The organism is Mesorhizobium sp. B2-9-1 (genome assembly GCF_006439455.1).
Taxonomy (GTDB): Bacteria; Pseudomonadota; Alphaproteobacteria; order Rhizobiales; family Rhizobiaceae; genus Mesorhizobium.
The window spans coordinates 239,898-263,906 of record NZ_VFTP01000004.1; the positions used below are offsets into that span (position 1 = coordinate 239,898).

21 protein-coding genes are annotated in these 24,009 nt (G+C 64.5%); 11 read left to right on the top strand and 10 right to left on the bottom strand.

Annotated features, from left to right (window positions below):
• Positions 1–33: 33 nt before the first annotated feature.
• Entirely contained in the window at positions 34–723 is a 690-nt protein-coding gene (locus FJW05_RS11240) for an outer membrane protein (RefSeq protein ID WP_140631578.1), read from the bottom strand.
• A gap of 265 nt (positions 724–988) precedes the next feature.
• Positions 989–2,161, bottom strand: coding sequence for a LuxR C-terminal-related transcriptional regulator (locus FJW05_RS11245; protein ID WP_246673349.1), 1,173 nt, complete (start codon positions 2,159–2,161; stop codon positions 989–991).
• Between the two features lie 258 nt (positions 2,162–2,419).
• Between FJW05_RS11245 and FJW05_RS11250 the strand changes: the two genes are divergently transcribed.
• Together FJW05_RS11250 and FJW05_RS11255 are read left to right on the top strand one after the other, a co-directional pair.
• Entirely contained in the window at positions 2,420–3,382 is a 963-nt protein-coding gene (locus FJW05_RS11250; RefSeq protein WP_140631581.1) for an AraC family transcriptional regulator, read from the top strand.
• A gap of 263 nt (positions 3,383–3,645) precedes the next feature.
• Positions 3,646–7,908 (top strand): autotransporter domain-containing protein, encoded by a 4,263-nt coding sequence (locus tag FJW05_RS11255; protein ID WP_140631583.1) that lies wholly within the window; start codon positions 3,646–3,648, stop codon positions 7,906–7,908.
• A 186-nt stretch (positions 7,909–8,094) separates the two neighbouring features.
• Here the strand turns inward: FJW05_RS11255 and FJW05_RS11260 are convergent, their stop codons facing one another.
• Entirely contained in the window at positions 8,095–9,105 is a 1,011-nt protein-coding gene (locus tag FJW05_RS11260; RefSeq protein ID WP_140631586.1) for an NAD(P)-dependent alcohol dehydrogenase, read from the bottom strand.
• 98 nt (positions 9,106–9,203) lie between these two features.
• Between FJW05_RS11260 and FJW05_RS11265 the strand changes: the two genes are divergently transcribed.
• Positions 9,204–10,133 carry a LysR family transcriptional regulator gene (locus FJW05_RS11265; protein ID WP_140631589.1) on the top strand — a complete coding sequence of 310 codons (930 nt, stop codon included), beginning with the start codon at positions 9,204–9,206 and terminating at the stop codon, positions 10,131–10,133.
• Between the two features lie 102 nt (positions 10,134–10,235).
• On the opposite strand, the gene FJW05_RS11270 is transcribed toward FJW05_RS11265, so the two are convergent.
• The gene (locus FJW05_RS11270) at positions 10,236–10,619 is read right to left on the bottom strand and encodes an SgcJ/EcaC family oxidoreductase (protein ID WP_140631592.1); all 384 of its coding nucleotides are present in this window, start codon (positions 10,617–10,619) and stop codon (positions 10,236–10,238) included.
• A gap of 231 nt (positions 10,620–10,850) precedes the next feature.
• On the opposite strand from FJW05_RS11270, the gene FJW05_RS11275 reads away from it, so the two are divergent.
• Positions 10,851–11,336 carry a hypothetical protein gene (locus FJW05_RS11275; RefSeq protein ID WP_246673351.1) on the top strand — a complete coding sequence of 162 codons (486 nt, stop codon included), beginning with the start codon at positions 10,851–10,853 and terminating at the stop codon, positions 11,334–11,336.
• 38 nt (positions 11,337–11,374) lie between these two features.
• Here FJW05_RS11275 and FJW05_RS11280 read toward each other — a convergent pair whose 3' ends face one another.
• The 4 genes from FJW05_RS11280 to FJW05_RS11295 all read right to left on the bottom strand — a co-directional run bounded on the left by FJW05_RS11280 (position 11,375) and on the right by FJW05_RS11295 (position 15,732).
• Positions 11,375–12,133 carry a slipin family protein gene (locus FJW05_RS11280; RefSeq protein ID WP_140631594.1) on the bottom strand — a complete coding sequence of 253 codons (759 nt, stop codon included), beginning with the start codon at positions 12,131–12,133 and terminating at the stop codon, positions 11,375–11,377.
• Positions 12,130–13,494 carry a nodulation protein NfeD gene (locus FJW05_RS11285; protein ID WP_140631597.1) on the bottom strand — a complete coding sequence of 455 codons (1,365 nt, stop codon included), beginning with the start codon at positions 13,492–13,494 and terminating at the stop codon, positions 12,130–12,132. Before FJW05_RS11285 ends, FJW05_RS11280 begins: the two co-directional genes overlap by 4 nt.
• A gap of 214 nt (positions 13,495–13,708) precedes the next feature.
• A complete protein-coding gene (locus FJW05_RS11290) occupies positions 13,709–14,014 on the bottom strand; it encodes a hypothetical protein (RefSeq protein ID WP_140631599.1) in 306 nt (101 codons plus the stop codon).
• A 287-nt stretch (positions 14,015–14,301) separates the two neighbouring features.
• Positions 14,302–15,732 (bottom strand): MFS transporter, encoded by a 1,431-nt coding sequence (locus tag FJW05_RS11295; RefSeq protein ID WP_246673352.1) that lies wholly within the window; start codon positions 15,730–15,732, stop codon positions 14,302–14,304.
• A 132-nt stretch (positions 15,733–15,864) separates the two neighbouring features.
• Between FJW05_RS11295 and FJW05_RS11300 the strand changes: the two genes are divergently transcribed.
• Both FJW05_RS11300 and FJW05_RS11305 read left to right on the top strand, forming a co-directional pair.
• Positions 15,865–16,794 carry a LysR family transcriptional regulator gene (locus FJW05_RS11300; protein ID WP_140631602.1) on the top strand — a complete coding sequence of 310 codons (930 nt, stop codon included), beginning with the start codon at positions 15,865–15,867 and terminating at the stop codon, positions 16,792–16,794.
• A 469-nt stretch (positions 16,795–17,263) separates the two neighbouring features.
• Complete coding sequence (locus FJW05_RS11305) at positions 17,264–17,491, top strand: hypothetical protein (RefSeq protein WP_140631605.1); 228 nt, start codon at positions 17,264–17,266, stop codon at positions 17,489–17,491.
• Between the two features lie 81 nt (positions 17,492–17,572).
• Here FJW05_RS11305 and FJW05_RS11310 read toward each other — a convergent pair whose 3' ends face one another.
• Positions 17,573–17,809: a hypothetical protein gene (locus FJW05_RS11310; RefSeq protein ID WP_140631608.1), complete on the bottom strand. Its 237-nt coding sequence runs from the start codon at positions 17,807–17,809 to the stop codon at positions 17,573–17,575.
• Between the two features lie 1,233 nt (positions 17,810–19,042).
• Between FJW05_RS11310 and FJW05_RS11325 the strand changes: the two genes are divergently transcribed.
• From FJW05_RS11325 to FJW05_RS11335, 3 genes are all read left to right on the top strand, one after another.
• On the top strand, positions 19,043–19,528 hold the full coding sequence (locus FJW05_RS11325; RefSeq protein WP_140631616.1) for a RidA family protein: 486 nt from the start codon (positions 19,043–19,045) through the stop codon (positions 19,526–19,528).
• A gap of 110 nt (positions 19,529–19,638) precedes the next feature.
• Complete coding sequence (locus tag FJW05_RS11330; RefSeq protein ID WP_140631650.1) at positions 19,639–19,860, top strand: alkylphosphonate utilization protein; 222 nt, start codon at positions 19,639–19,641, stop codon at positions 19,858–19,860.
• A 232-nt stretch (positions 19,861–20,092) separates the two neighbouring features.
• Positions 20,093–22,087 (top strand): acyltransferase family protein, encoded by a 1,995-nt coding sequence (locus tag FJW05_RS11335; RefSeq protein ID WP_140631654.1) that lies wholly within the window; start codon positions 20,093–20,095, stop codon positions 22,085–22,087.
• A gap of 379 nt (positions 22,088–22,466) precedes the next feature.
• On the opposite strand, the gene FJW05_RS11340 is transcribed toward FJW05_RS11335, so the two are convergent.
• On the bottom strand, positions 22,467–22,820 hold the full coding sequence (locus tag FJW05_RS11340) for a cupin domain-containing protein (protein WP_140631658.1): 354 nt from the start codon (positions 22,818–22,820) through the stop codon (positions 22,467–22,469).
• A 250-nt stretch (positions 22,821–23,070) separates the two neighbouring features.
• On the opposite strand from FJW05_RS11340, the gene FJW05_RS11345 reads away from it, so the two are divergent.
• Entirely contained in the window at positions 23,071–23,394 is a 324-nt protein-coding gene (locus tag FJW05_RS11345; RefSeq protein WP_140631661.1) for a hypothetical protein, read from the top strand.
• Positions 23,395–23,568: 174 nt separating this feature from the next.
• Positions 23,569–23,922 (top strand): hypothetical protein, encoded by a 354-nt coding sequence (locus tag FJW05_RS11350; protein ID WP_140631664.1) that lies wholly within the window; start codon positions 23,569–23,571, stop codon positions 23,920–23,922.
• Positions 23,923–24,009: the final 87 nt, after the last annotated feature.

Sequence of the window (24,009 nt, forward strand, 5' to 3'; positions counted from 1 at the left end):
GCGCGAGGCTGGGGTTTTGCTCGGTCTGTCAGATCAGAACTTGTAGCTGAGGCCGACCCGCAGATCGTGCGTCTTGAGATCGATGTTCGCAACCGTGCCAGGACCGAACAGCGGCACCGAGATATCCTTTTTGCCGAAGTCGGAGTAGCGATATTCGACGCGCGCGATCCACCTGTCAGTGAAAGCGTGCTCGATGCCCGCTCCAACCGTCCAGCCGACATGGGTTTCGTCGTGGATCGGTATTGAACCGCTGGTGCCGATCAAAGTCATTTCATACTTGGCCGCGGCCACGCCCGCGGTGATGTAAGGCAAGGTCCGATCAAACGCATAGCCGGCGCGCAGCCGTGCCGACCCCGACCACTGGAGCTCGCTCTTGAGCAACGCGCCGGCACCGGCGAAGGTCCCCACCGCATCTACATTGCTGTACGCAATGTCCGCCTCGGCGCCGAGCACGAAGCGGTTCGCCATCTCCTGATTGAAGCCGATATGGATGCCGCCAATGAAACCGCTGGGATCGAGGGGAAGGTTAACATCGGTGCCCCCGACGCCAGCGCCGGCGATGAAGAAATTGGATTTTCCGGCGACGTAGCCGAAGTGAGCGCCAGCATAGAGGCCAGACCAATCGTAGTCGGCGGCAACGGGAAGGGTTTCATTGGTGTCCGCCGCGGACGCCATGCCGACAGACGTGAGAATAAAGGCCGTAGCGAGAAGAATCGTTTTCATTGTTGTTTGCTGCCCCAAGGTGTTGCGCTCCCCCGCTGCCGAAATGCTCAGCGGAGTTCAAGTTAACGTCGAGAGCCCCGATGTTGCATTGTTCGCCAGCGGCGTCTTGGGCTGAGCCGCACCTGAATTGTCCCGGAGAGTGCCGCAACGCTTTCCCGGTCAGTGTGGCCATATAGCCTCAGTCGATTGCCGGTCTGGACGCGGCGTTTGGGCGTGAGTCTACCTGGCACCGCCCGGCGCCGACGAGGAGTTCGGCGCGGCCAGCTCAGCGGCGAGCGGCAGCCTGATCAGTCACGAAAGGCATGCCTATGTCCGAAATCAGTTTGACGAGATCGGCTTGGCGCCTCGTGCCGGTCTTGGCGAATATCCGGTTGAGATGGGTCTTCAACGTGTTTTCACTGATGCCGAGCAACGAGGCGCTCCTGGACGCGGGCAATCCGCTGCCGATCCGCAGGAGGACCCGGGCCTCCGCGGGAGTAAGGTCGAACAGCGTCGTGAGAACGGCCTCCGGCAGCGGAGAAGAGGACGTCGTGGTCGATACGAACACGGCCGCGCAGGCGGGCCGGAAAGCCGCGCGCGCGGTTCCTTCGGTCAGCGGCAACACATAGGCTACGGCGGGCGGTTGACCCGGCGCTGAAACGGGCAGCCCTATGCCGCGAGAGCCAAGCGAACCATCTGCGCCGGCAGCGCTGGCTAATGCTTCCGCCAACGCGCGGGCGACCACCGGGTTCTGCGGTTGGAGCAGGCCCTTCCTGGAAAGAATGGGACCCTGCACGGAAAACATCCGGTCGGCAGCCCCATTCGCATGGAGGATTGCTCCGTCGGCGCCGGCAAGAACGATAGGCACGGCGAGATGGTCGAGCGCTTGGCGATAGAAATTGGCGGTAATGCGGGTTTGATCGAGCAGATCTCCAATCAGGGAAGCGCGGCGCAGATGCGGCGAGAGCAATGCCAGGAACCGCTGCTCTTCAACGGTTATGATACCCCTGTTGGCACGCGTAGTGCAGCCCATGAGCCCAATCCGGTCCGGCGTGTGAACGAATTTGGTGATGCAAGCCTCGCGCAATCCCTGCGGTCCGGCCCAATTCTGGAAGAACGGCGTTTGCTGGAGCTCGGCCTCGCTCATATGCGACAGCGTCGCAACAGGCGTGTCGATGTCGCCCATGACTGCTGCCTTCAATCCGGGAATTTCGTCAAAGTCATAATCTTCCTGGAGCGCGCGCATTTGCACCGGATCCCAAGCTGATTGAGCCGCGAAACGGCCCTGATTGTCAGCAGTGCTGGCCAGCGCGACAGTGGTATAGGCGGCGTCGACAGCTTCGGTGACCCGGGTCATCACTCCGGTCCAGCCTTCCGGATTCAAAACGCAATCATAAATTTCACCGATAATCGAAAAAAGTATTTCGCTGCCCAGCCTCTCCACCACGCCCCCTGACATGCCCTGCCCCGCATGAGGGATGAGCGAAAAACGATGAATACAGCACCAAATTGACAGCCGTCCGGCGCAAAAAACGCCGATCCCGTCTGGAAGGATTTCGCGACGTCATACTTTGGGGTGACGCCACGCGTGGTTGAACTCGATTAAGGGTCTAATGCGATCGGTCGAACGCCGAGCGATCAATGTCGCTTGTTATTCCCGGATTGGAAAGCATCGCGTTCGACAATTTTTGAAGCTGTAGTTTTTCGAGGTGTTCGATTGTCGCGAAAGACGGTGTTTTCATCGGCTCAGTTGCCCTCGCATCTTAATGAACGCGATCGGTTTTCCCTTTGGCAGGACATCCATGTCGCGGAGATATGGTCGGTTGAATACGGCATATCCGCGGACCTGCCTTTCGAGGCAGCGATCGAAGCCACGGCTGTCGGATCAGTGGTTCTCGGCCAGATGTCCGGAACGATCAGGCATGCAACGAGGAAAACAAGCAACATTGCCGACGACGGCAATGACGGATATCTCCTGCTGATCAACAAGGCCGACTCCGTTTTGACCGGGGCGCAGGTCGGCCGCGAGTACGGCGTCAGCAAGGGAGAAGCGGTCCTGGTCACGGCATCGGAAGCACTGAAAATGGTCGGTGCCGACCGGAATGTGTGGTCGAACGTGGTGGTCCCACGCGCCGTCCTCGTACAGGCCTTCCCACAGATCGATGACAGGCTGGCGTTGAAGATCGGCGCCGAAAACGAGGCTCTCGATCTTCTCAAGCGTTATTGCCAACTTCTCGAGACCGGCCGCCCCCTCGTCTCGGCCGATCTCATCATGCACGCAACGGACGTGATCGTCGATCTGATCGGTCTGGTGACGGGCGCGAAAGGTGAGGCTGCCGAATTGGCCGGCCTGCGCGGCCTGCGAGCGGCCAGGCTGCGGGCGGTCCTGGCCAACATCGCAGACAATTTCGCCGATCCTGGCATCTCCGCGCAGGGCGTCGCAAAGGAACTCCGTCTGTCGACGCGCTATATTCACGACATTCTCCAGGAGACGGGTATCAGCTTCTCCGAGCGTGTGCTCGAACTGCGCTTGCAAAGCGCACATAAGATGCTCGCCCAAAGACACAATGACGACATGCGGGTCAGCGAAATTGCGATGATGAGCGGGTTCAGCGACGTGTCCTACTTCAATCGCTGCTTCCGCCGTCGCTTCGGCTACACGCCAACAAGCGCCAGATAGAACCGGCATCTCCCGAAACCGGTCAGGCGACGCGATTTCCGATTTTCCCATCCGCTCTATCTGTTTGTTTTAGCCACATTTCTGCGACGCCAAGTAACGCCGCTTGGCTGCAAAATTCTCGGTGGTGCCAAAGCATCACAACGCGCAGAAAAGAACCGGCACCTCTTTCCAGTCCAATTCCAGTGCGGCGCTGCCCAAGACAACGCCGGGCTCCAATGACATGTCACCTTCAGGGTGAAACGACTTGTCTGTCAGGGGATTAAATGCCGAAGAATGGATTTGAACGCCGGAAGAAGACGTTGAAATATCTGGCGCTGACGTCGACGGCGCTGATCGGCCTTGGCCAGCCAAGCGCCACGGCAGCCGAGATCTGGACCGGCGCGGCCTCCACGGATTGGTTCACCGCCGGAAACTGGAATCCCGCATCGGTACCGACCGCGGCCGATAATGTCACTGTCGACACCATCGTTATAAACCCGACGGTCATCAACGCCGGAAATGCTTTTGCCGCCGGTCTCACCATAGCCAATGGCTCTTCTTCAACCGGCAATCTGACCATCTCGAATGCCGGCACTCTTACCAATCTTTATAGTTATATCGGCTACGTTTCCGGCTCCTCTGGCACGGCCGCGGTCAATGGCGCCGGTTCGCAATGGAACAACACGGGCAATCTCTATGTCGGGTTTGGCGGCGCCGGATTGGTGACGGTTTCAAATGGCGGCCTGTTGTCGGATGACCTTGCCAATCTTGGCGGGAGTTCCTCTGCCACCGGCACTGTTGTGTTGACGGGGGTAGGCTCCGCCTGGACGAACGCTTCCCAGATGACCGTCGGCGATCAAGGCACCGGATTTCTAGACATCTTCAGCGGAGCAACAGCAACGGATGTGACCGGCGTTGTTGCCGCGAATGCCGGCTCCCATGGCACGGTCAACGTCTTCGGCCCGGGGTCGACATGGACGAACAGCGGAAATCTGACGGTCGGACAGAATGGCACGGGCGCGATGACCGTTTTAGCCGGCGGTGTGGTGAGCGACCTTGCTGGCTATCTCGGATATTCCGCGGGCTCGACCGGGACGGCGACGGTCGATGGCATCGGCTCGACCTGGACCAACAGTTCGTCGCTCTTCATCGGCCATGCCGGCGCCGGCACTCTGACCATCTCCAACGGCGGCGCTGTAAGCAATTCCCTCGGCTCGATTGGTGAGCAGGCCGGTTCCAGTGGCTCGGCGACTGTCACCGGCGCCGGCTCGTCCTGGACCAATTCCGGCAATCTACTTGTCGGCTGGGGCGGCGCCGGCACGCTGACGATCCAGAGCGGCGGCGTGGTGAGCAGCACCGGCGGCCAGATCGGCTCCAAATCCGGCTCGACCGGCGCCGTGACAGTCGCCGGCACCGGCTCGTCCTGGAGCAATTCCGGCGAGCTTTATGTCGGCTGGAACGGCGCCGGCACGCTGACGGTCCAGAACGGTGGCACGGTGAGCAATACCAACGGCTATATCGGTGAAAATTTCAGCCCGGCCGCCGCCGCGACTGTGGACGGTGCGGGCTCGCACTGGACCAATTCCGGCTTTCTCTCCATCGGCAATTACGGTGCCGGCGCGCTGACGATCCAGAACGGCGGCGCAGTGAGCGCCCTGTCGGGCTACATCGGCGTCAATGCCGATTCGAGCGGCACCCTTACGGTCACCGGAAACGGATCGACCTGGAGCGACACGAACGGCCTCTACGTTGGATATGGCGGCACTGGCATACTGAACATCCAGAATGGCGGTCTTGTCAGCAGCAACATCGGCTTTGTCGGTGCCAAAGCGGGCTCGACCGGCGCGGCGACGGTCGATGGCATAGGTTCGATCTGGAGCGTCGCGTCGAACCTGTTTGTCGGCGACGCCGGCACGGGCACGTTGACGATTTCGAATGGCGGCACGGTCAGCAATGGTGAGGGCTTCGTTGGCTACAATGCAGATTCCGCCGGCACGGTGGCGGTCACCGGCGCGGCCTCGACCTGGACCAACACCGGGAATCTCACTGTCGGCGATTTGGGCACCGGCACTCTGGCGATCAGCCAAGGCGGCGCCGTCAGCAATGACTCGGCCTACATCGGCAAGACGGCGAGCTCGACCGGAACGGTCTTCGTCACAGGTGCGGACTCGACCTGGACCAATAGTTCCAACCTGTTCGTCGGCGAACAAGGTACGGGCAAGCTGAACATCCTGAACGGCGGCGCTGTCAGCGGTCACTTGGGTTTTATTGGCTTCGGTATAGGTTCCACCGGGACCGTGACGGTCGACGGCGCAGACTCGACGTGGACAAACAATTCCAACCTGTTCGTCGGCGATCAGGGCACGGGCACACTGACGATCTCGAACGGCGGCAAGGTCAGCAATGCCACGGGCTATGTGGGCACGTTCCTAGGCGCGATCGGCACGGTGACAGTCGAGGGTGCGGGTTCGACCTGGACCAACAGCCTGGACCTGTTCATCGGCGGTATCGGCACGGGTGCGCTGACGATCTCGAACGGCGGCAAGGTCAGCAATGGCTGGGGCTACATTGGCTACGAAGCCGGCTCGGCCGGCGCCGTGACGGTCAGCGGCCCCGGCTCGACGTGGACCAGCAGCGGCGATCTCAGTGTCGGCGTTAGCGGCACAGGCACGCTGACGATCACGAATGGCGGCGCGGTGTCGGCCGGCGGCGCGGTCAACATCGCCGCCCTAGCGGGCTCTGTCGGCACGCTGAACATCGGCGCGGCGAGCGGATCGCCAGCGACGGCCGCCGGCACGCTCAATGCGGCGAGTGTGCAGTTCGGACCGGGTGCGGGCGCAATCAACTTCAACCACACCGACACGAACTACACCTTCGCGTCGGCGATCGGCGGTGCCGGCACGATCAACCAGATCGCCGGCAACACGAACCTCACCGCCGATTCCAGCGCCTTCACCGGCGTGACCAACGTGAGCGGCGGGCGGCTGGCCGTGAACGGTTCGCTGGCCAACTCGCTGGTGACGATCTCGGGCGGCATACTGGGTGGCAACGGCACGGTGGGCGGCATCGCGGCGCATTCGGGCGGCATCATCGGGCCGGGCAATTCGATCGGCACGCTCAATGTGGCGGGCGACGTCGACCAGGCGGCCGGCTCAATCTATCAGGCCGAACTGACCTCGACCGGCCAGTCCGATTTGATCCAGGCGACCGGCGCCGCGACGATCGCCGCCGGATCGATGCTCGACGTGGTCAAGACGGACGCCGCGCCTTACATAGCGGGCACGCATTATACGGTGTTGCAAGCCGATGGTGGCGTCGCCGGAAACTACGCGCTCACAGGCGATATCGGCACGGCTTTCCTCGGCCTCGTCGACAGCTATGACGCCAATCACGTCTATCTCGATGTGGTCCAAAAGACCTTCGCTCAGGTTGGCCTGACGCCGAACCAGATCGCCACCGGCGGTGGCGCCGAAAGCCTGGGTGCCGGCAACCCGCTCTACGACGCAATCGCCGTGCTGCCGACAGAGGCAACTGCCCAAGCGGCTTTCGACCAGCTCTCGGGAGAGATCCATGCCTCGGCCAAGGGGATGCTGCTGGAAGACAGCCGCTTCATCCGCGACGCCGCCACCAGGCGGATCAGCGCCGCGTTTGGCGATGCCGACGCAGCCGCATTGCCGGTCATGGCCTATGGCGAGGGCGGACCGGAAATGGTCGCGGCCGACACCGATCGCTTCGCCGTCTGGGGCCAAGCCTTCGGCTCATGGGGACATACCGGCAGCGACGGCAATGCCGCCGCCTTCGATCGTTCGACCGGCGGCCTCCTGGTCGGCGCCGATAGCCTGGTCGGGGACTGGCGCGTCGGCGCCATCGGCGGCTACAGCCATTCGACTTTCGACGCCGATGCTCGCCGTTCCAACGGCGCCGGCGACAATTACCATCTCGGGCTCTACGGGGGCACCAACTGGGGCGCCATAGCCTTCCGCACCGGCGCCGCCTACAGCTGGAACAGAATCTCGACAAAGCGCGCGGTTGCCTTCAATGGCTTCGCCGATCAACTGTCGGCCGACTACGACGCCGGCACGGCACAGGTGTTCGGCGAACTCGCTTACAAGGCCGATGCCGGGCGCTTTAAGTTCGAGCCGTTCGCCAATCTCGCCTATGTCAGCGTGCACACTGACGGCTTCACCGAGAAAGGTGGCGGTGCAGCCCTGACCAGCGCAAGCTCAACTACCAATGCGACCTTCTCCACGCTCGGGCTGCGCGCCTCGACCGACCTGACCCTGGGCAGCATCGAGGCGACCGCGCGCGGCACGCTCGGCTGGCGCCATGCCTTCGGCGATGTCACGCCGACTTCGACTTTCGCCTTCGCCGGCGGCAACGCCTTCACCATTGCCGGCGTGCCCATCGCCAGGGACAGCGCCGTGATCGAGGCCGGATTCGACCTGCCGATGTCGGTCAATGCCACGCTCGGCCTGTCCTACACCGGTCAGTTCGGCTCCCATAACGCCGACAACGGCGTCAAGGCCAACCTCGACCTCAAGTTCTGACGGCGAGAGGTGAGGATCGGGAGTAGCATGAGAACGCTCGATCGACGGAGCGCCCCCTGCTGGCCGAATACGGCAAGGGCTCGGGCGGCGAGGCGGATTGAAGCTCCTACATCTTCCTGTCAGGGCAGTCGGCTTCAGGGAGATCGAGAGATTCATCGCTTTCGCCCACTCCAGCGTCAGCTCTTCCTACCAATCCAAGCCGAACACCAGCTTGCCGAAATGCAGGCCGCCGGCGGCCATGTAGGTGTAGGCTTCGGTTGCCTCGTTTTGTGAAAACACTTTGTCGACGACCGGCTCGATCCGGGCGGCGCCGATGGCGCGGGCGGCGTCGCGCAGGTCCGAGACCGATCCGGTGTTGTTGCCCACCACTTTCAGCGCCTTGATGATGATCGGCAGCAGATTGACCGTGGCCTCGGCGCCGGTGACGAAGCCGATGGTGAACAGCGTGCCGCCGGGCGCTGTTGCATTGACGGCGCGCGCGAAGGTGGCGGTGCCGCCGGTCTCGACGACGAGATCGGCGCCGAGGCCGTCGGTCAGCTCCAGCACCTTGCCGTCCCAGTCCGGTGTCGCGCGGTAATTGATCAGGTGATCGGCGCCGAGCGCCTTGGCTCGCTCGAGCTTCTCGTCCGAGGACGAAGTGATGATGACGGTGGCCCCGGCCGCCTTGGCGAGCTGCAGGGTGAAGATCGAGACCCCGCCCGTGCCGAGCAGCACGACGACCGAACCCGGCCCGACATCGGCGGCGCGGATGGCGTTCCATGCGGTGGTGCCGGCAATCGGCAAGGTCGAGGCCGCCTCGAAGGAGAGATGCGCAGGGACCGGTACGACCGAGTTGGCCGGCAGCGCGACATATTCGGCCAGCGACCCGGGCAAGGAGATGCCGCGCATCTGCGTCATCTCGTAAGGACGCGGCCGGCCGCCGATCCAGCGCGGCTTGGCGTGGGCAACGACCCGGTCGCCCGTGCTGAATCTCGTCACGCCCTCGCCGAGCGCGACGATCTCGCCGGCGCCGTCGGCCACGGGAACGAGCGGGAAGACCGGTCCGGGATAATTGCCGCTCGCAACGGCGACATCGACGAAATTCAGGCTCGCCGCACGCTGGCGGATCAGCACCTCGCCGCGTTGCGGTTCGGGCGTGGCGATGCTGGCGGCGCGGAAGGCGTCGAGCCTGGGTTGGCTGAGTTCGATGGCTTTCATGGGTTCACTCCGTGCGTGGTCGATGGACGATTGAGCGAACCTAGCTGCTGCGCTATTACTCGATAATCGTTGGACTTTGCATTTGAGTATTGCGGACCATGCAGCAATCAGTTGAACCCTCCGCCCTTGCCGAAATGGCGGCCTTCGCGGCCGTCGCCGAGGCGCGCTCCTTCACCAGGGCGGCAGCGAGAGTCGGGCGCGACGCGACCATCCTGTCGCGCCGTCTCCAATCGCTGGAAGAGCGGCTGGGGGTGCGGCTGCTCCACCGCACCACGCGCAGCGTGTCGCTTACCGAGGCGGGCGCGGAATTCCTGTTGCGCGTGCGCGCCATCCTGGCCTCGGTCGACGAGGCTGAGGCGGCCGCATCGGCGCATGCCGCCGGCGAGCCGCGCGGCCTGCTCAAGCTGGCGCTGCCCGGGACCTTCGGGCGCATGTGGATCGGGCCGCTCTTGCCGCAATTCCTGGCGGAGTTCCCCGAGGTCCACATCGAGGCAGAGTTCTCCAACCGCTTCGCCGATCTCGTCGCCGAGAATTTCGACGTCGCCGTACGGCTGGGCAGCCTGGAGGACTCGCGCCTGGTGGCGCGCAAGGTGGCGACGCGGCGCCGGCTGCTCTGCGCCGCGCCCTCCTACCTCGCCAGAAGGGGCAGGCCGGAAACGCCGCAGGCGCTGCTGAAGCACAGCTGCCTGGGCTTCTCCGGCTTCCAGACCTTTCCCGCCTGGGAGATGACCGACCGCGAGGGCCGGCGCGTGCGCGTCGAGGTTTCGGGGCCGTTGGTCAGCGACGACGCCGAGGTGCTGGTCGAGGCCGCCGTGCAGGGCGTCGGCCTGATGATGAGCACCGACTGGCTGATCGGGCGCGAGCTCGCCGACGGCCGGCTGGTGCCGATCCTGGAAGACTGGACACTTGCCGACGAGGGCGCGGTCTATGTCGTCATGCCCTCGGCCAAAGGTCAGGCCGCCAAGACCCGCGCCTTCGCCGACTGGATCGGCAAGCGCTTCGCGCCTGAGCCGCCGTGGCGAAAGTAAGCGCGAGGTAGCCGGGCATTCGCGCAGGCGATCCCGACCGCGGCGCTCGTAGGACAAGGTTCCTCGCCCCAGAAGGGGATAGGCAGTTCCGGCGGCCGCGCCCTACCCTTTTGCCGCCAGCAAATTCGCATCCCGCGCCAGCCGCCAGCGGCCGTCATTCTCCTTGCGCAGCAGCGTCAGCGTATAGCCGGACCGCCGCACCGGCTCGCCGCCGGGCGGCGTCGCCGTCATATCGATGCGGTTGCGGATATAGGCCCAGTCGCCGAGCAGATTGAGCTCGACGATCTCGCTGTCACCGTCGATCTTGGTCTCGCCCATGCTCCTGGACGCGGCGGCGAAGGCTTCCTTGCCGAAGGGCTCCTTGCCGGGAACCATGAAGACGACATCGTCCGTCATCAGGCCAAGCACGGTCTCCAGATCGCCCTTCCGGCTCGCCGCCATCCAGGTCTCGACCACCTGGCGGATCGCGGTTGCATCATCGGTCATCGGTTTACCTCCTTGCAATCGTCGGCGGTCGGATTGTCATCAATACTTGGTGCGATCGCCTCCGCCGGCAACGCCGCGGACGAGATCTTGGTGGTCGACCCTTCCGGCACATCTGCTGGAATTGTTCGAGCCGGCCAGGAGCACATAAGCGAGATCCATTCAGGAGAGATTGGCCGCTCGCCGGCTTTCGACAATCTCTATATGATGCCCCGCCACGATGGGGGATCGATTGTGAAAAGCGCACTGGCAATCGTCGCACTTGCCCTTCTAGCCACGCCTTTCGCCCATGCCGCGCCTTGCGCCTGGTCCGCCCGGATGGAGGAGGACGAAGGCGGCAGCGTGATGACGGCTTCGGTCTGCGGCGGGCCGAAGGGCGATGCGCATCTGATGCTGGCCTGCTTCGACAAGCCGGTGCTGAGCTACGATCTCGGCGCCGCAGGCGGGCAGCTGGAGCCCGGCATCGGCGGATCCTTCACCTTCAAGGCCGGCGACAGGAGCCTGACGAAAAAGCTCGAGCTCGAGGCGATGTATAATTACTTCACCGCCGAACTCTCCGGCCCCGCCGACCCGTTGCTGGCGCTGCTGCGCGGCAAGGGCGAGGTGACGGTCTCGGCCGACAAATACGGTGCGGCGAGCTTTCCGCTGAAAGGCTCAGGTGCTGCGATCGGCAAGGTGCTGGCAGAATGCGGCAAGGGTTCGGGCGGCGAGGCCGACTGACTCTGCCGCCGAGGAAAGAGGCCGGCAGCGTCAATGCCTCACTTGCCTTGGCCCTTCATGAACTGCCCGAGCAAATCCACCGGCAGCGGGAACACCACCGTGGACGAGCGCTCGCCGGCGATGTCGTGCAGGGCCTCGAAATAGCGCAACTGCATGGCTTGCGGCTCGGCCGCAAGCATGCGGCCGGCCTCGACCAGCTTCGCCGCCGCCTGCTGCTCGCCGTCGGCATTGATCACCTTGGCACGGCGCAGCCGCTCGGCCTCGGCCTGCTTGGCGATGGCGCGGACCATGCTCTCGTTCAGGTCAACATGCTTGATCTCGACATTGGAGACCTTGATGCCCCAGGCATCGGTGCGCTGGTCGAGGATCTCCTGGATGTCGCTGTTGAGCTTGTCGCGTTCGGCCAGCATCTCGTCTAGCTCGTGCTTGCCGAGCACCGAGCGCAGCGTGGTCTGCGCCAGCTGGTTGGTGGCGGCCATGAAATCCTCGACCTGGATGATTGCCCGCTCGGCGTCGACGATGCGGAAATAGAGCACGGCGTTGACCTTGACCGAGACGTTGTCGCGCGAGATGACATCCTGCGGCGGCACATCCTGGACGACCACGCGCAGATCGACCCGCACCATCTGCTGGACGAAAGGGATGAGGATGATGAGGCCGGGGCCCTTGACGCCGGTGAAGCGGCCGAGCGTGAAGACCACGCCGCGTTCATATTCCCTCAGGATGCGGATGGCGGCCGCCAGGAAGATGATCACCAGCAGCGCAATGATAAGATAGGCGACGTAACCGACCATCATTTTACTCCGTTGTTGCTCGCATCGCGACGCCGCACGGTCAGCACGAGGTCACTGACGTCGATCACCTCGACCCTGTCGCCGGGTGCTACGGGTTCGTCGGCCCTCGCCCGCCAACGTTCGCCCAAAGCCAGCACATGGCCCTCGCCGCCCTGCCAGTCGATGATCTCGACGGGCAAGCCGCGCATCGCCTCGCCGCCGACGCGCGGCGGGTTCCTGCGGACCGTCCAGACATAGGTTCCGGTGAGTAGCGCCAGTCCGAGCGTCAGCACGGCGGCGGGGCCGATGACCGCCCACGACATGGCAAAGCCCGGCCCTTCGATCCTGAGCAGCATGGCCGAGCCGAGCAGGAAAGCGGCGACGCCGCCCAACCCCAGCACCACGGTGGGGTTGAAGGCCTCGATGATCAGGAAGGCGATGCCGAGCAGCATCAGCGCCAGGCCGGTATAGTTGATCGGCAAGAGGTTGAGCGCATAGAGCCCGAGCACCAGGCAGATGGTGCCAGTGACGCCGGGCGCCACGGCGCCCGGGCTGGTGAACTCGAAGACAAGGCCATAGACGCCGACCAGCATCAGGATGACGGCGGTGTTCGGATCGGTGATGACGGAGAGCAGCCGTATGAACCAGCCAGGCTCCAGCGTCTCGACCGGCAGCCCTTTCGTCGCCAGCACTTTCTTGACGCCGGCGACATCGACGGTGCGCCCGTCGGCAAGCTGCAACAACTCGGTAGCATCGCGGGCGACGAAGTCGATGACATGCTCCTGCAGGGCGGCGTTGGCCGACAAGCTCGCTGCCTCGCGCACCGCCTTCTCGCCCCAGTCGCCGTTGCGGCCGCGCATCTCGGCGAGCGAGCGGATGAGCGCGACCGCGTCATTGGTCACCTTGGCCATCATCTCGTCGCCGGGCGGCTCGGTGACGCCCTTCTGGTTCTTGTCCTTGTCGCCGCCCGGAAGCGACGGCAGCCCGCCTATCTCGACCGGCGTCGCCGCGCCCAGATTGGTGCCCGGCGCCATCGCCGCGACATGGGTTGCGTAAAGAATATAGGTGCCGGCGCTCGCCGCATGGCCGCCGGCCGGCGCGACATAGCCGATAACGGGCACGGGCGAGGCCAGGATGTCGGCGATCATCTCGCGCATCGAGGTGACCAGGCCGCCCGGCGTGTCGAGCTGAAGGATGAGCACTTCGGCGTTGCGTTCAGCAGCAGTGTCGAGTGCCTCCTCGAGTTGCCTGGTGCTCGCTGGCCCTATAGCGCCGTCAATGGCAACGCTCAGCGCGATCTTCCCGCTCCCGGTCGAGGAGAAGGAAGAAACGGCAGCCGCGGCCATGAGGGCAACGGCGAAAAGGGCCGCCCGCGCGAAGGTCACGCTCGAAGCTCCATGAGTTCAAATATGGGTTGTGCCGCGGCGAAGTCCAATGAGCGTCGAAGGCCGCCCGCGCCAACCGTCGGCGGCTGCGGTTGGGCGCCATGGTTCAGGCCGGCGCTGAAGGCGCTACGGAGCGAAATCGGTCCTGAAGAGATAAATCGGAAAAAAAGCGCTCCCGGCCCGTGTCTGATCGCACGAGCCGGGGCGCGGGGCGTCAATAGTCGGAGCCGCCTTCGACGACGACCCGACGATGATGGTGCCGGTGGATCGAACTCGTGACGACCACGTCCTGACGACGGTGATGGCGATAACGCCAGCCCCGCTCGCCATTGTCATAGAAGGCGACCGTGCCGTGATGGCGGTGATGCAAGCGATGGCCCTCGTCATTGATGATGATGGCGGGGCGGTGATGATAATGATGCCTGTGATGCGTCCTGATGACGACATCGGCCTCGGCCGCCGAAGCGACGGCGGGTGCGGCGACGCAGAGCGCCAGGGCGGCAAGGAGCACTGTTTTCATTGCTCTATTCCTGATTCCTGAATCATCCCTTCGGCTGGGTAAACCGCTGCCTGTCGCTTTGGTTCCGGGGAGGACGGACATGCGCCATCCGCTCCGGCGCGCGATCGAGATCGGGTGGGAGGATGGGCCGGCGCCGCAGTGGGCGGGGGTTCGTTGGGGGTAGCTGAGGCACCGGCCGAAGGCGGAATGGGCACCGCCGCCTGTCAGGATAGGCTCCCGGTGCGGTGACGAAATTGCGTGATCGCGGAAGGAACGGCGCCGACGCCGAAGCTGCCGCTCTCCCCAGATTACGCGATCCGGCCTCTCCGCCCAGCCACCGCTATCGCGACCGCCAACGCCACCAACCCCGTGGCCGCCGCGAAGGTGAACCCCATGCCGCCGGCGACCGCTGCCGGCGCTGCCGTCGCGACATCCTTGGTGCCCACGGCGAAGGCGAACACCGCGCCCATCACCGCCGTGCCGGTGACAAGGCCGAGATTGCGCGACAGGCTCAGCATGCCCGAGACCACGCCGCGCTCGGACCTATCGACATCGGCCATGACGGCGGTGTTGTTGGCCGCCTGGAAGAGCTGGTAGCCGGGCGTCAGCAGGATGATCGCCGCCGCGTAGCCGACGACACCGAAGACGCCCGGCAGCACGGCGAGCGCGACGCAGCCGGCGACCATCAGCACCAGCCCGGCCATGACCATCGCGGCAGCGCCGAGGCGGTCGACGACACGCCCGGCAATGATGCCGCAAAACGCCGAGACCACGGGTCCGATCGACATCACTGCCCCGGTCGCAGCGTCGCCGAGGCCCAGTGCACGCGACAGGAAGAACGGGCCGACGACCAGCGTGGCCATCATCACCGTCGAGACCAGCGCGTTCATGGCAAGGCTCGGCGCCAGCACTGGGTCGCGCAACAGCGCGAGCTTGACCAGCGGCGACGCCACCTTGGCCTCGGCGACGACGAACAGCACCGCGCCGACAACTGCCCCGCCGAGCAGCGCCATGTTCAGGCCGCCCATATGACCGCGCCCCATGGTCATGGCCAGCGCGTAGGCGGCAAGCGTGGCGGCAAGCAGCAGTGTCCCCAGCATATCGAAACGTGCGGCTCCCTTCGCCTCTGCGCGGTCGATGCCCGGCCCTTTGTCGCCCGGCAAAAAGCACCAGGCGGCAAGCAGCGCGACGGCGCCGAGCGCGGCGTTGACGAGGAAGATCGAGCGCCAGCCGAAAGCTGCGATCAGCACGCCGCCGAGCGAGGGCCCAAGCGCGGTGCCTATCGCCGACATGGTGCCGAGCAGGCCCATGGCGCTGCCGGTGCGTTGCTTCGGCACCGTCTCGCCGACGAGGGCTATCGTCAGCGCCATCATCACCGCGGCGCCCAGGCCTTGCACGGCACGGGCAGCGATCAACATCGCCAGCGACGGCGCGAGCGCGGCGGCAAACGAGGCGGCGCTGAAAAGCGTCAGGCCGGCGATCAGCAGCAGCCGGCGGCCGACGACATCGCCGAGATGCCCGACGCTAACGATCAGCGCCGTTATGGCGAGCAGGTAGGCAAGCACCACCCATTGCACCGCCGGAAAGGACGCGGCGAAAGCCGCGCTCAACGTCGGCAGCGCGACATTGGCGATGCTGGTGCCGAGCGAGGAGACGAGCATGGCAAGCGACAGGCCGGCCAGCGCGCCCGCCGTCGAATGGCGCAGGGGCGCGGCGCGGGTTTCGGCAATGTCGACCATGATTTCTTCTCCGTCGGTTGAGCTTGCGGGGAACATAGGCATGGGCATGACATGGCGGAACACGCAGCGTATGCACTTGAATAGTGCATCAGACGCCATGCCGCTTTGACGAATCCGTGCTATGGTCGCGCTATGTCGCGACCCGATCTCAACCTGCTCGTCACGCTGGATGTGCTGCTTGCCGAAGGCAGCGTCGCCAAGGCCGCGCGGCGCCTGAAGCTCAGCCCTTCGGCAATGAGCCGGGCCCTGGCGAGGCTGCGCGAGGCGACCGGCGACCCGCTTCTGGTGCGTGCCGGGCGCGGCCTGGTACCGACGCCGCGCGCTGTCGAGCTCGGAGGACAGGTCGGGCGGCTGGTGAAGGAGGCGGAAGCGGTGCTGCGGCCTGCCGAGCGGCTCGACCTCGCGCGGCTTGGCCGCAGCTTCACGCTGCGAAACAGCGATGGTTTCGTCGAGAATTTCGGCCCCGCGCTGCTCGCCCGCGTGGCTGAGGAAGCGCCGGGCGTGCAACTGCGTTTCGTGCCCAAGCCCGACAAGGACAGCGGCCCGATGCGCGAGGGCGCGGTCGACCTGGAGACCGGCGTGGTGGGCGGTTCGACCGGGCCGGAGGTGCGCGCGCAGGCGCTGTTCCGCGACCGCTTTGTCGGCGTCGCGCGGGCCGGCCATCCTTTGAGCGAAGGCCGGATCACCGCCGCGCGCTTCGCCGCCGGCCGGCACATATTGATCTCGCGCCGTGGCCTCGACCGCGGCCCGGTGGATGATGCCTTGGGGCTCGCCGGGCTGACGCGGACAGTCGCGACCGTGGTCGGCGGCTTCGCCGAGGCGCTGGCGCTGGCGCGTGGCTCGGACCTCATCGCCACGGTGCCGGAACGCTATACTGGAACGCTGCGCGAGGGCCTGTTCACCTTCACGCTGCCGGTGAAGCTCGCCGCGCTGACGGTCTCGCTTTTGTGGCACCCGAGGCTCGACGCCGATCCGGCGCATCGCTGGCTGCGCGGGCTGGTGAAAGAGGTGTGCCGTCTTTCCTCTCCGCCGTTTCGCGAGGGCGAGGAACCCTTGCCCTGATACGCCGCGGCACCGCGGAACCGACCCCGCGCTGCAGTCGATGCCTTTATCATATTAGTTATCACTAATATATTCTATCGTACGCAGGACAAACCGTGTCTGTCATGGAACCCGCGGCCTAGTCAGCGCGTTGCCGGGCGCGCGTGAAACAGCCGGAGGCTCGCTTGAGCGAATTCAGGAAGTTCGCCTGCCCCCGGTGCCTGGGCGCCGGCAAGGTGTTCGAGTGCGAGAAACAGGTGGCGTCGAATGGCGCATGTTGTCCCTTTGGCGCGTTGCGCGACAATTGCCCTGGACAACGGGCTTCCTGCCAGGCCTGCAACGGAACCGGCCTGCGCGGCTACGGCGCGCCCTCTACTATAGAGGACTAAACCCGGCCGGCTTCGCTTTCGCTACACTTGGGAGTCTTGCCTTTCATTCGTAATTTCTAATATACTATAAAAGGGCGAGAGCGGAGCGGCGGGCGCCCCGCATGACAATCTATCGTGTCGAGGAAATGAACGGCGATGCCGTCGTCGCGGTCCATTCGGCCGCAGCAAAGACGCCTTTCGAGGCGGCTGAGAAGGCGCTTGGCCAGAAAGTCACTTTGCGCGCCGGCGCCGACAGGTGGGTCCGCGTCGTCGATCTCACCGAGCGGCCGAGACCGGTCAGGCTCAGGCCCACGACATTCGAATTCAAGGCTATAGGCCAAAGGAAATAGCGCGCTCCGTTTTGCATTGGCGCCAGTGTGGACGAAGCGCGGCGAAGTCGCCGTGCAAACCGCCAGGCACTTTTCCTGGCTTTAAGTACTGGCGCCGCCCATCAGCGCGGCGACCAAGGTCGCCAGAAACACGAGCAGCCCCAAAGCGATCCGGTCCAGCCATGATCGCCGTCTGGCAAGAACCTCGAACAACCGTTTGGCCATCGCAACTTCCCCCATTCGGCGACACTCTATCACGTCTTTCATGAGCGGGTCATGAAACGGCTCACAGATAGATCCGATGCCGCTTTCAAGCGGAATCCCGTCGTCGCCGGGCATCAATGCTGTACTGCCGAATTGCACCCAAAAAAAGTCAGGGTCGAAGCGACATGCCGGCCGGCGAAAAATCAGCCTATTCAAGCGGATAGGCATATGCGCGGCGCTGCCTGGTGAATATCTGAAAAGCCCGGAATTCCGCCATTTCGTGGCTTTTAGCCGTGTCCCCGGCATGGCTGCAAAGCGTGCTTCGAGGACGAAAAGGCGGCTAAAAAGGCGCTTCCTGGCCGCCGGCCGGCGGCGTTGACAGGGCACCGCGCCAATGGCACTCCGCAACCACTGGTCACGCCATGACCGTTGCTGTTGGGGACGGACGGGGTTTCAGCAGCTTGGCGGCGGCGCCGGACGGGCGGGCACCTTCGAAGTGTACCGCCCGCTCCTGGCCAGCATCAATTTTCAAGCCGGATGTCGCGGGACCAAGCCGGAGCGTCACCGCCTCGATTCAACGCTTGACTGCGAGTCCCGGCGCCTGTCCGGCGTCGGCCTCAAATATCGTCCAACCAGGCGTGCACGACCGCGTCGGCGCGTGATCGGATCGGATCTCAGAACGTGAAGCCCGAGGATGGCACTGCGGCCGTCACCGCCGAAAGCCTGTCACGTCTGGCAAGCGTCGGTTTGCGATATGTCTTCTTCATCGGCTGCCTCGGCCCGGTCGACGAACAGGACCGCAACATATGCGCGACGTCCGCCGCGTCAAGCGAGGACGAAAATCTGGCGCCAGCAACTGGCCGGCGAGCCGCCGGGCGCGCCAGCCAATCTGTCCGTGCGCCTTTGTTACGATTTGGGACCCGAGACGCTCGCGACGACGCTTGACAGCTTCTGCCGCTTCGACAGCACCGGCTTTTCGTAAATCTTCTTCATAAGGAACCCCCATTGCCCAAGTTTCGCGCTCGGCAGCACGCAGCGCAAACACACTCGCGTCAAGAACATTTGCGTGATCGAGGCCCAATGCGGACTGACTGCAACCGAAAGCAGCTGGGCTGTGGCTGGCCGGCAACATCCGGCGTTGCCTCCGATGGAGCCCTCGTCGCTGTGGGCCTCGGGGAGCTGGCGGTCGATCGCTTCGGGATGCACAGGCCGATGCCGAGGCTCGCCAGGTCGGCCGCGGCCCGCGTGGGCTGGCTTGCGGACAGTCACCCAGGTCATTCTTCTTCAGATCCAAGCCATTCTTGACGAATGGCCAGCGAACCGAAAAGCTCGGCCGCAGTGGCGCTGTGCGGGAAGGGAGGCCATGCCATGCCGGGTGCCGACGAAAAGCTTACCGCGCTTGGCATCATGCTGCCACCGCCGCTGAAACTGCCACCGCGCATGGTGCTGCCCTTTCCCTGGGTGAATGTGCGCGGCGACCGCGCCTATATCTCCGGCCACGGACCGCAGGAGCCGGACGGCACGCTTGCGGGCCCGTTCGGCGCGGTCGGCGAGAGCGTGTCGCTGGAGGAGGCGCGGGGCTCGGCCCGCAAGGTCGGGCTGTCGATGCTCGGCAGCCTGAAACGCGAGCTCGGCAGCCTCGACCGGATCACCGGCTGGTGCCGCGTGCACGGCATGGTCAATTCGGCATTGCGCTTTACCGAGACGCCGGCGGTGATAAACGGCTTTTCGGAACTCATCCTCGAGGTGTTCGGGCCGGAGATCGGCCGCCACGCCCGCACGGCAATCGGCGTAGCCGCCCTGCCCCTGAATTTCCCGGTCGAGATTGAGGCCGAAGTGATGATTGTGAGGTAGCGCCACACCTCTCCCTTGCAGGCAAGATGACCAGCTCCAGCGCGCTTGACCAGGCCGTGATCGGCGCGATAGGCGGGGGCGCAGGCCATCCAACCGATGAAAGATCCGCCATGACAGACGCTATCGTAAAAGACAGCAACGGAACGACGCTGAAGGAGGGCGACTCCGTCACCCTGATCAAGGACCTCAAGGTCAAGGGCACGTCCGAGACGATCAAGCGCGGCACGCTGGTGAAGAACATCCGCCTCAACGGCAATCCCGGCGAGATCGAATGCAACACCAAGCAGGTGAAGGGCCTGGTGCTGAAGACGGAGTTCGTGAAGAAGGCGTGAATGCGGCGCCGGCCCTCGCGGGGAGATCATGCGGTCGGCTGCTTTCATTGCAGGAGGAGCGCCGCCGGCTAGTCACCTCCGGAAGGGAGGAGCTCGGCAATTTCGGTGCTGCCGCACGTCGTCCCCCTCGCCTTATGTTGCACCGCGTTAGATTTGTTGCATTGCGATATGAGCCCGCAGGCGCAAGTCTTCCTCAAGGCGGGATACGAACGAGCTTGCGAGGTTCGTATTCGTGTCAGCATCAGCGCAGGATTTCCGGCCCGACATAGAAGGGTTGCGGGCGGTGGCCGTAGCGGGCGTCATCGCCTACCATTTCGGCCTGACCGCGCTACCCGGCGGCTTTGCCGGGGTCGACATCTTCTTCGTCATCTCGGGCTATCTGATCACCCGCCATCTGGTCGCCGAGATTTCCGGCACCGGCCGGCTCGACCTTCTGCGTTTCTACGCCCGGCGCGCGCGGCGCCTGCTGCCGGCGGCGCTTTTCGTCATCGTCGCCACACTTGCCGCCGGCGCGGTCATCCTGTCGCCGGAAGAACAGGCGCTCTATTCCAAGGGCGCCATGTTCGCCTCGGCCTATATGATCAATCTGTGGCTGATCCGCTGGTCGTTCGACTATTTCGCCAATGACGCCGCGAGCAACCCGTTCATCCATTACTGGTCGCTGTCGGTCGAGGAGCAATTCTACCTCGCCTGGCCGGCGCTGCTGATGCTGGCCGCCTGGCTGAAGCCGGGCAAACGCTCGATCGTCGTTGCAATCGCCGCGGCCGGCCTCGTCTCCTTTGTCCTCTGCGCCTGGCTGACGAGCGTATCGCCACCCTGGGCGTTCTACTTTTCGCCGCTGCGCGCATGGGAATTTGCCGCCGGCGGCCTCGCATCGATGGTGCCGGCGCGGCTGTTGCAGGAGCGTCCGCGGCTGGGGCGGGCGTTGAGCCTGGCCGGACTGGCGATGATCGGGGCCGCTTATCTCACCTTCAGCGAGGACGCTCCCTTCCCCGGCTTTCTGGCGCTTCTGCCGGTGGCCGGCACAGTCCTTCTGCTCAAGGCGGGAGCGGCCGGCGTCAGGGACGGCACTCCTCGTTTGCGCAATTCCGAACGGAACTGCGTGAACGCCGCCCTGACGCTGCCGCCTTTGCAATGGATCGGCAGGCTCTCCTATTCGCTCTATCTCTGGCATTGGCCGGTGATCGTCTATGCCGGCATGCTGGCGCCGGAGTTGACGCCTGCCGAGCGGCTTTACTGCCTTGCCCTGACGCTGGCGCTGTCCGCGCTCAGCTACCACCTCGTCGAGAACCCTATCCGTCGCAACGGCTGGCTGATGGCCAATGCGGCGCGGGCGCTGGTGCCGGCCCTCCTCCTGACCGGCACCGGCGTCGCAGCCGCCTATGGCAATGCCAGGCTCGCCGCGCATGATCTCGACCCGCGGCAGCGCATCATCGCCGCGAGCGCCGCCGAACCCTCCACGGCCCGCGCCAAAGCAGGCTGCGTGCTGGATTACGAGACGGTCACGCCGATCCCTTGTGTGTTCGGCGACGGCCGGCGCACCATAGCCCTGTTCGGCGATTCCCACGCCGACCACTGGTCGACGCCGCTGATCGAGGCGGGCCGGAAGAACGGCTACCGGGTGGTGACCTGGCTGAAAAACTCCTGCCGCGCCTCGCGCGTCAGCGCCTGGTCGTCCGAATTGAAGCGCGCCTACGCAGAATGCGACCGCTGGCGCGAGCAGGCGATCAAGGAGATCATCCGCGCAAAGCCAGCGCTGGTGGTCATCTCGGAGCTGGCGCTGAGCAGCGGGCGCAAGATGGCGGGCCGCGGCGGCGACACGGACAGCCAGGACGCCGACTGGCGGGCCGGCCTGCGCTCCACGCTCACCAGCCTGAGCCAAGCCGGCCTCAAGGTCGCCTTCATCCGCGACGTGCCGTTCAACAACGCGAATATCGACACCTGCGTGGCGCGGGCGCTTTGGCGGAACGAAACGCCCTCGCGCTGCGACCAGACGCGGGCCTATGCCGCCAACGACAAGATGGCGGCGGTGGAGCGCGATATCGTCGACAGCATCCCCAACGCTGCCTACGTCGACCTCACCGACCGCTTCTGCAGCTCCACCATTTGCCACGTCTTCATCGACGGCAAGCTCGCCTTCCGCGACCGGCACCACATGGCGACCCCCTTCGCGAAATCGCTGGAGCCGGACGTGGAGAAGAGGGTGATTTCCAAAGTGGGAAGGTGAAGCTGCCAATCTCCCCTCTTGTGAGCTACGGCATGCACACATTTCCAAGCGGCTGGTCTTTGGCGATAGCGTGCTTGGCAGCTTGGCGCATGCATTGGCTAATGTAGCGCTGGTCGACCCCCACTCCGTCTCGGCTTCGCCGAGCCACCTCTCCCCCGATCGACGGGGTAGAGGAAAGGCGCCAAGCATTTTGCCGTCAACGCCCGTCCAGCAACGCTCCCTTCCTTTCCCTCCGGAGGGGGAAAGGTGGCGCTGCGAAGCAGCGACGGATTGGGGGAACCACCTGGCAATCAAGCCTCGGCCTGATCAGTCGCGCCAGTCACAGAAGATGTGTGAATAGCCTAGCCCTTGTGGGGAGAGATCAGCAGCTCATGCCCCCTCACCCCACCACAACGACAAAATGCTTCGTCACCGGCTCGATGATCTTCCACGTCCCTTTGAAATCGGCCTCGACCACGAAAGCATCGCCGGGGCCGACCTCGACCGGCTCGCCGCCGTCGGGCGTGATGATGATGCGGCCGGCGATCATGTGGACGAATTCATAGTCGGTGTAGGTGGCGTGATAGGTGCCGGGCGAAGCGCGCCAGGTGCCGGACATCACCTTGCCGTCCTCGGTGGTGTGCTGCACGGCCGTCTGCATGGTCGGCCTGCCCTCCACGACGATCCAGCCCGGCAGGTCGCCGGCCTCGGCATGCTCGACGGGGCCGAATTTGAGAATGGTCTGCTTGGTCATGGGAGCTCCTGCGGTTGAAATTTACGTCGGTGTGGCATAGCCGATGGCGCCAAGGGTGCGCGAGCGATGCTGCGACATCGCGCGACGCGCTATTCCCCCTGATCCGTGCATCTTGCGGGGGAGCGAGCGTTTTCCCGCATTTGCGAACGGGCTCGTCCCTGAGATAGGGCCGCGCATTTTCCTCGGAACACCGGTCCCGTCGAAACCGTTTATCCCCTGAAGGGGCGTCCTGCAACTCAAGGAGGCAGCGATGAAAAGGCTTCTACTTGCTTCGATGATCGCCATCGCCTCGGCGTTCGCGATCGCGCCGGCCAGCGCCGGTAGCGTGCAACTGGGCATTGGCATCGGGCCGGGCTATGATGACGGCTATTATGACGATTACGGCGGATACTACCCTCACCGCTATTATCGCCATGTCTACAATGACGACTACGACAATGGCGGCTATGTGGTTCGCTACCATCACCGCTATTATCGCCATCATTGCCGAACCGAACTGGTGAGCCACTGGCGCCACCACCACCGCGTGGTGGAGGAGGTGCGCGTCTGCGGTAACGGCTACAACGGCTACTAGAGTCACCCTGGTTGGATAGCGCGGAACGGCTTTCGCCCGCTCCGTGCTGTCGTCCGACGTGTGCCTGGAGCGCCTCGCGCGCTCACGAAGCCCTCAAATGTTGCTGATTGTGCAGGACGCCGCAATTTGTGGGCTTGCCGCACGTTGTCCTGGGTGAACCTTCAGGAGGTTGCCATGAAAAAATTCCTGTTTGCCTCGGTGTTCGCCCTGGCCTCGACAGCGGCCGTCATCACATCGGCGGATGCAGGCAACGTATTCCTGGGCGGCAGTTACTTCGACTACGGCCCGTTCGGCGATTTTTACGACAGCTACAACTACGCTCCGGTGTACGGCTCCTATTGGGACGGCCCCTATCAGGATGACGGGCCCGGCTACGGCCCGGCCTACAGCAACGACTATGAAGGCGGCTATGTTGCCCCGCCGAGCCGCTATCGTGTCGTAAAGCACGGCCGCCATTGCCGGATCGAAATGGTCAGAACCCGCAGCCACGACCACAGGTTCACGCGGGAGGTGCGCGTCTGCAGCTAGACGATCCGCCGCCGGGAAGCAGGCGCGGCTTCAAATCCCGCCGATTTTCGCGCCGGGCCCACTGTCTTAGGCAGCTTTTCGGCTCGT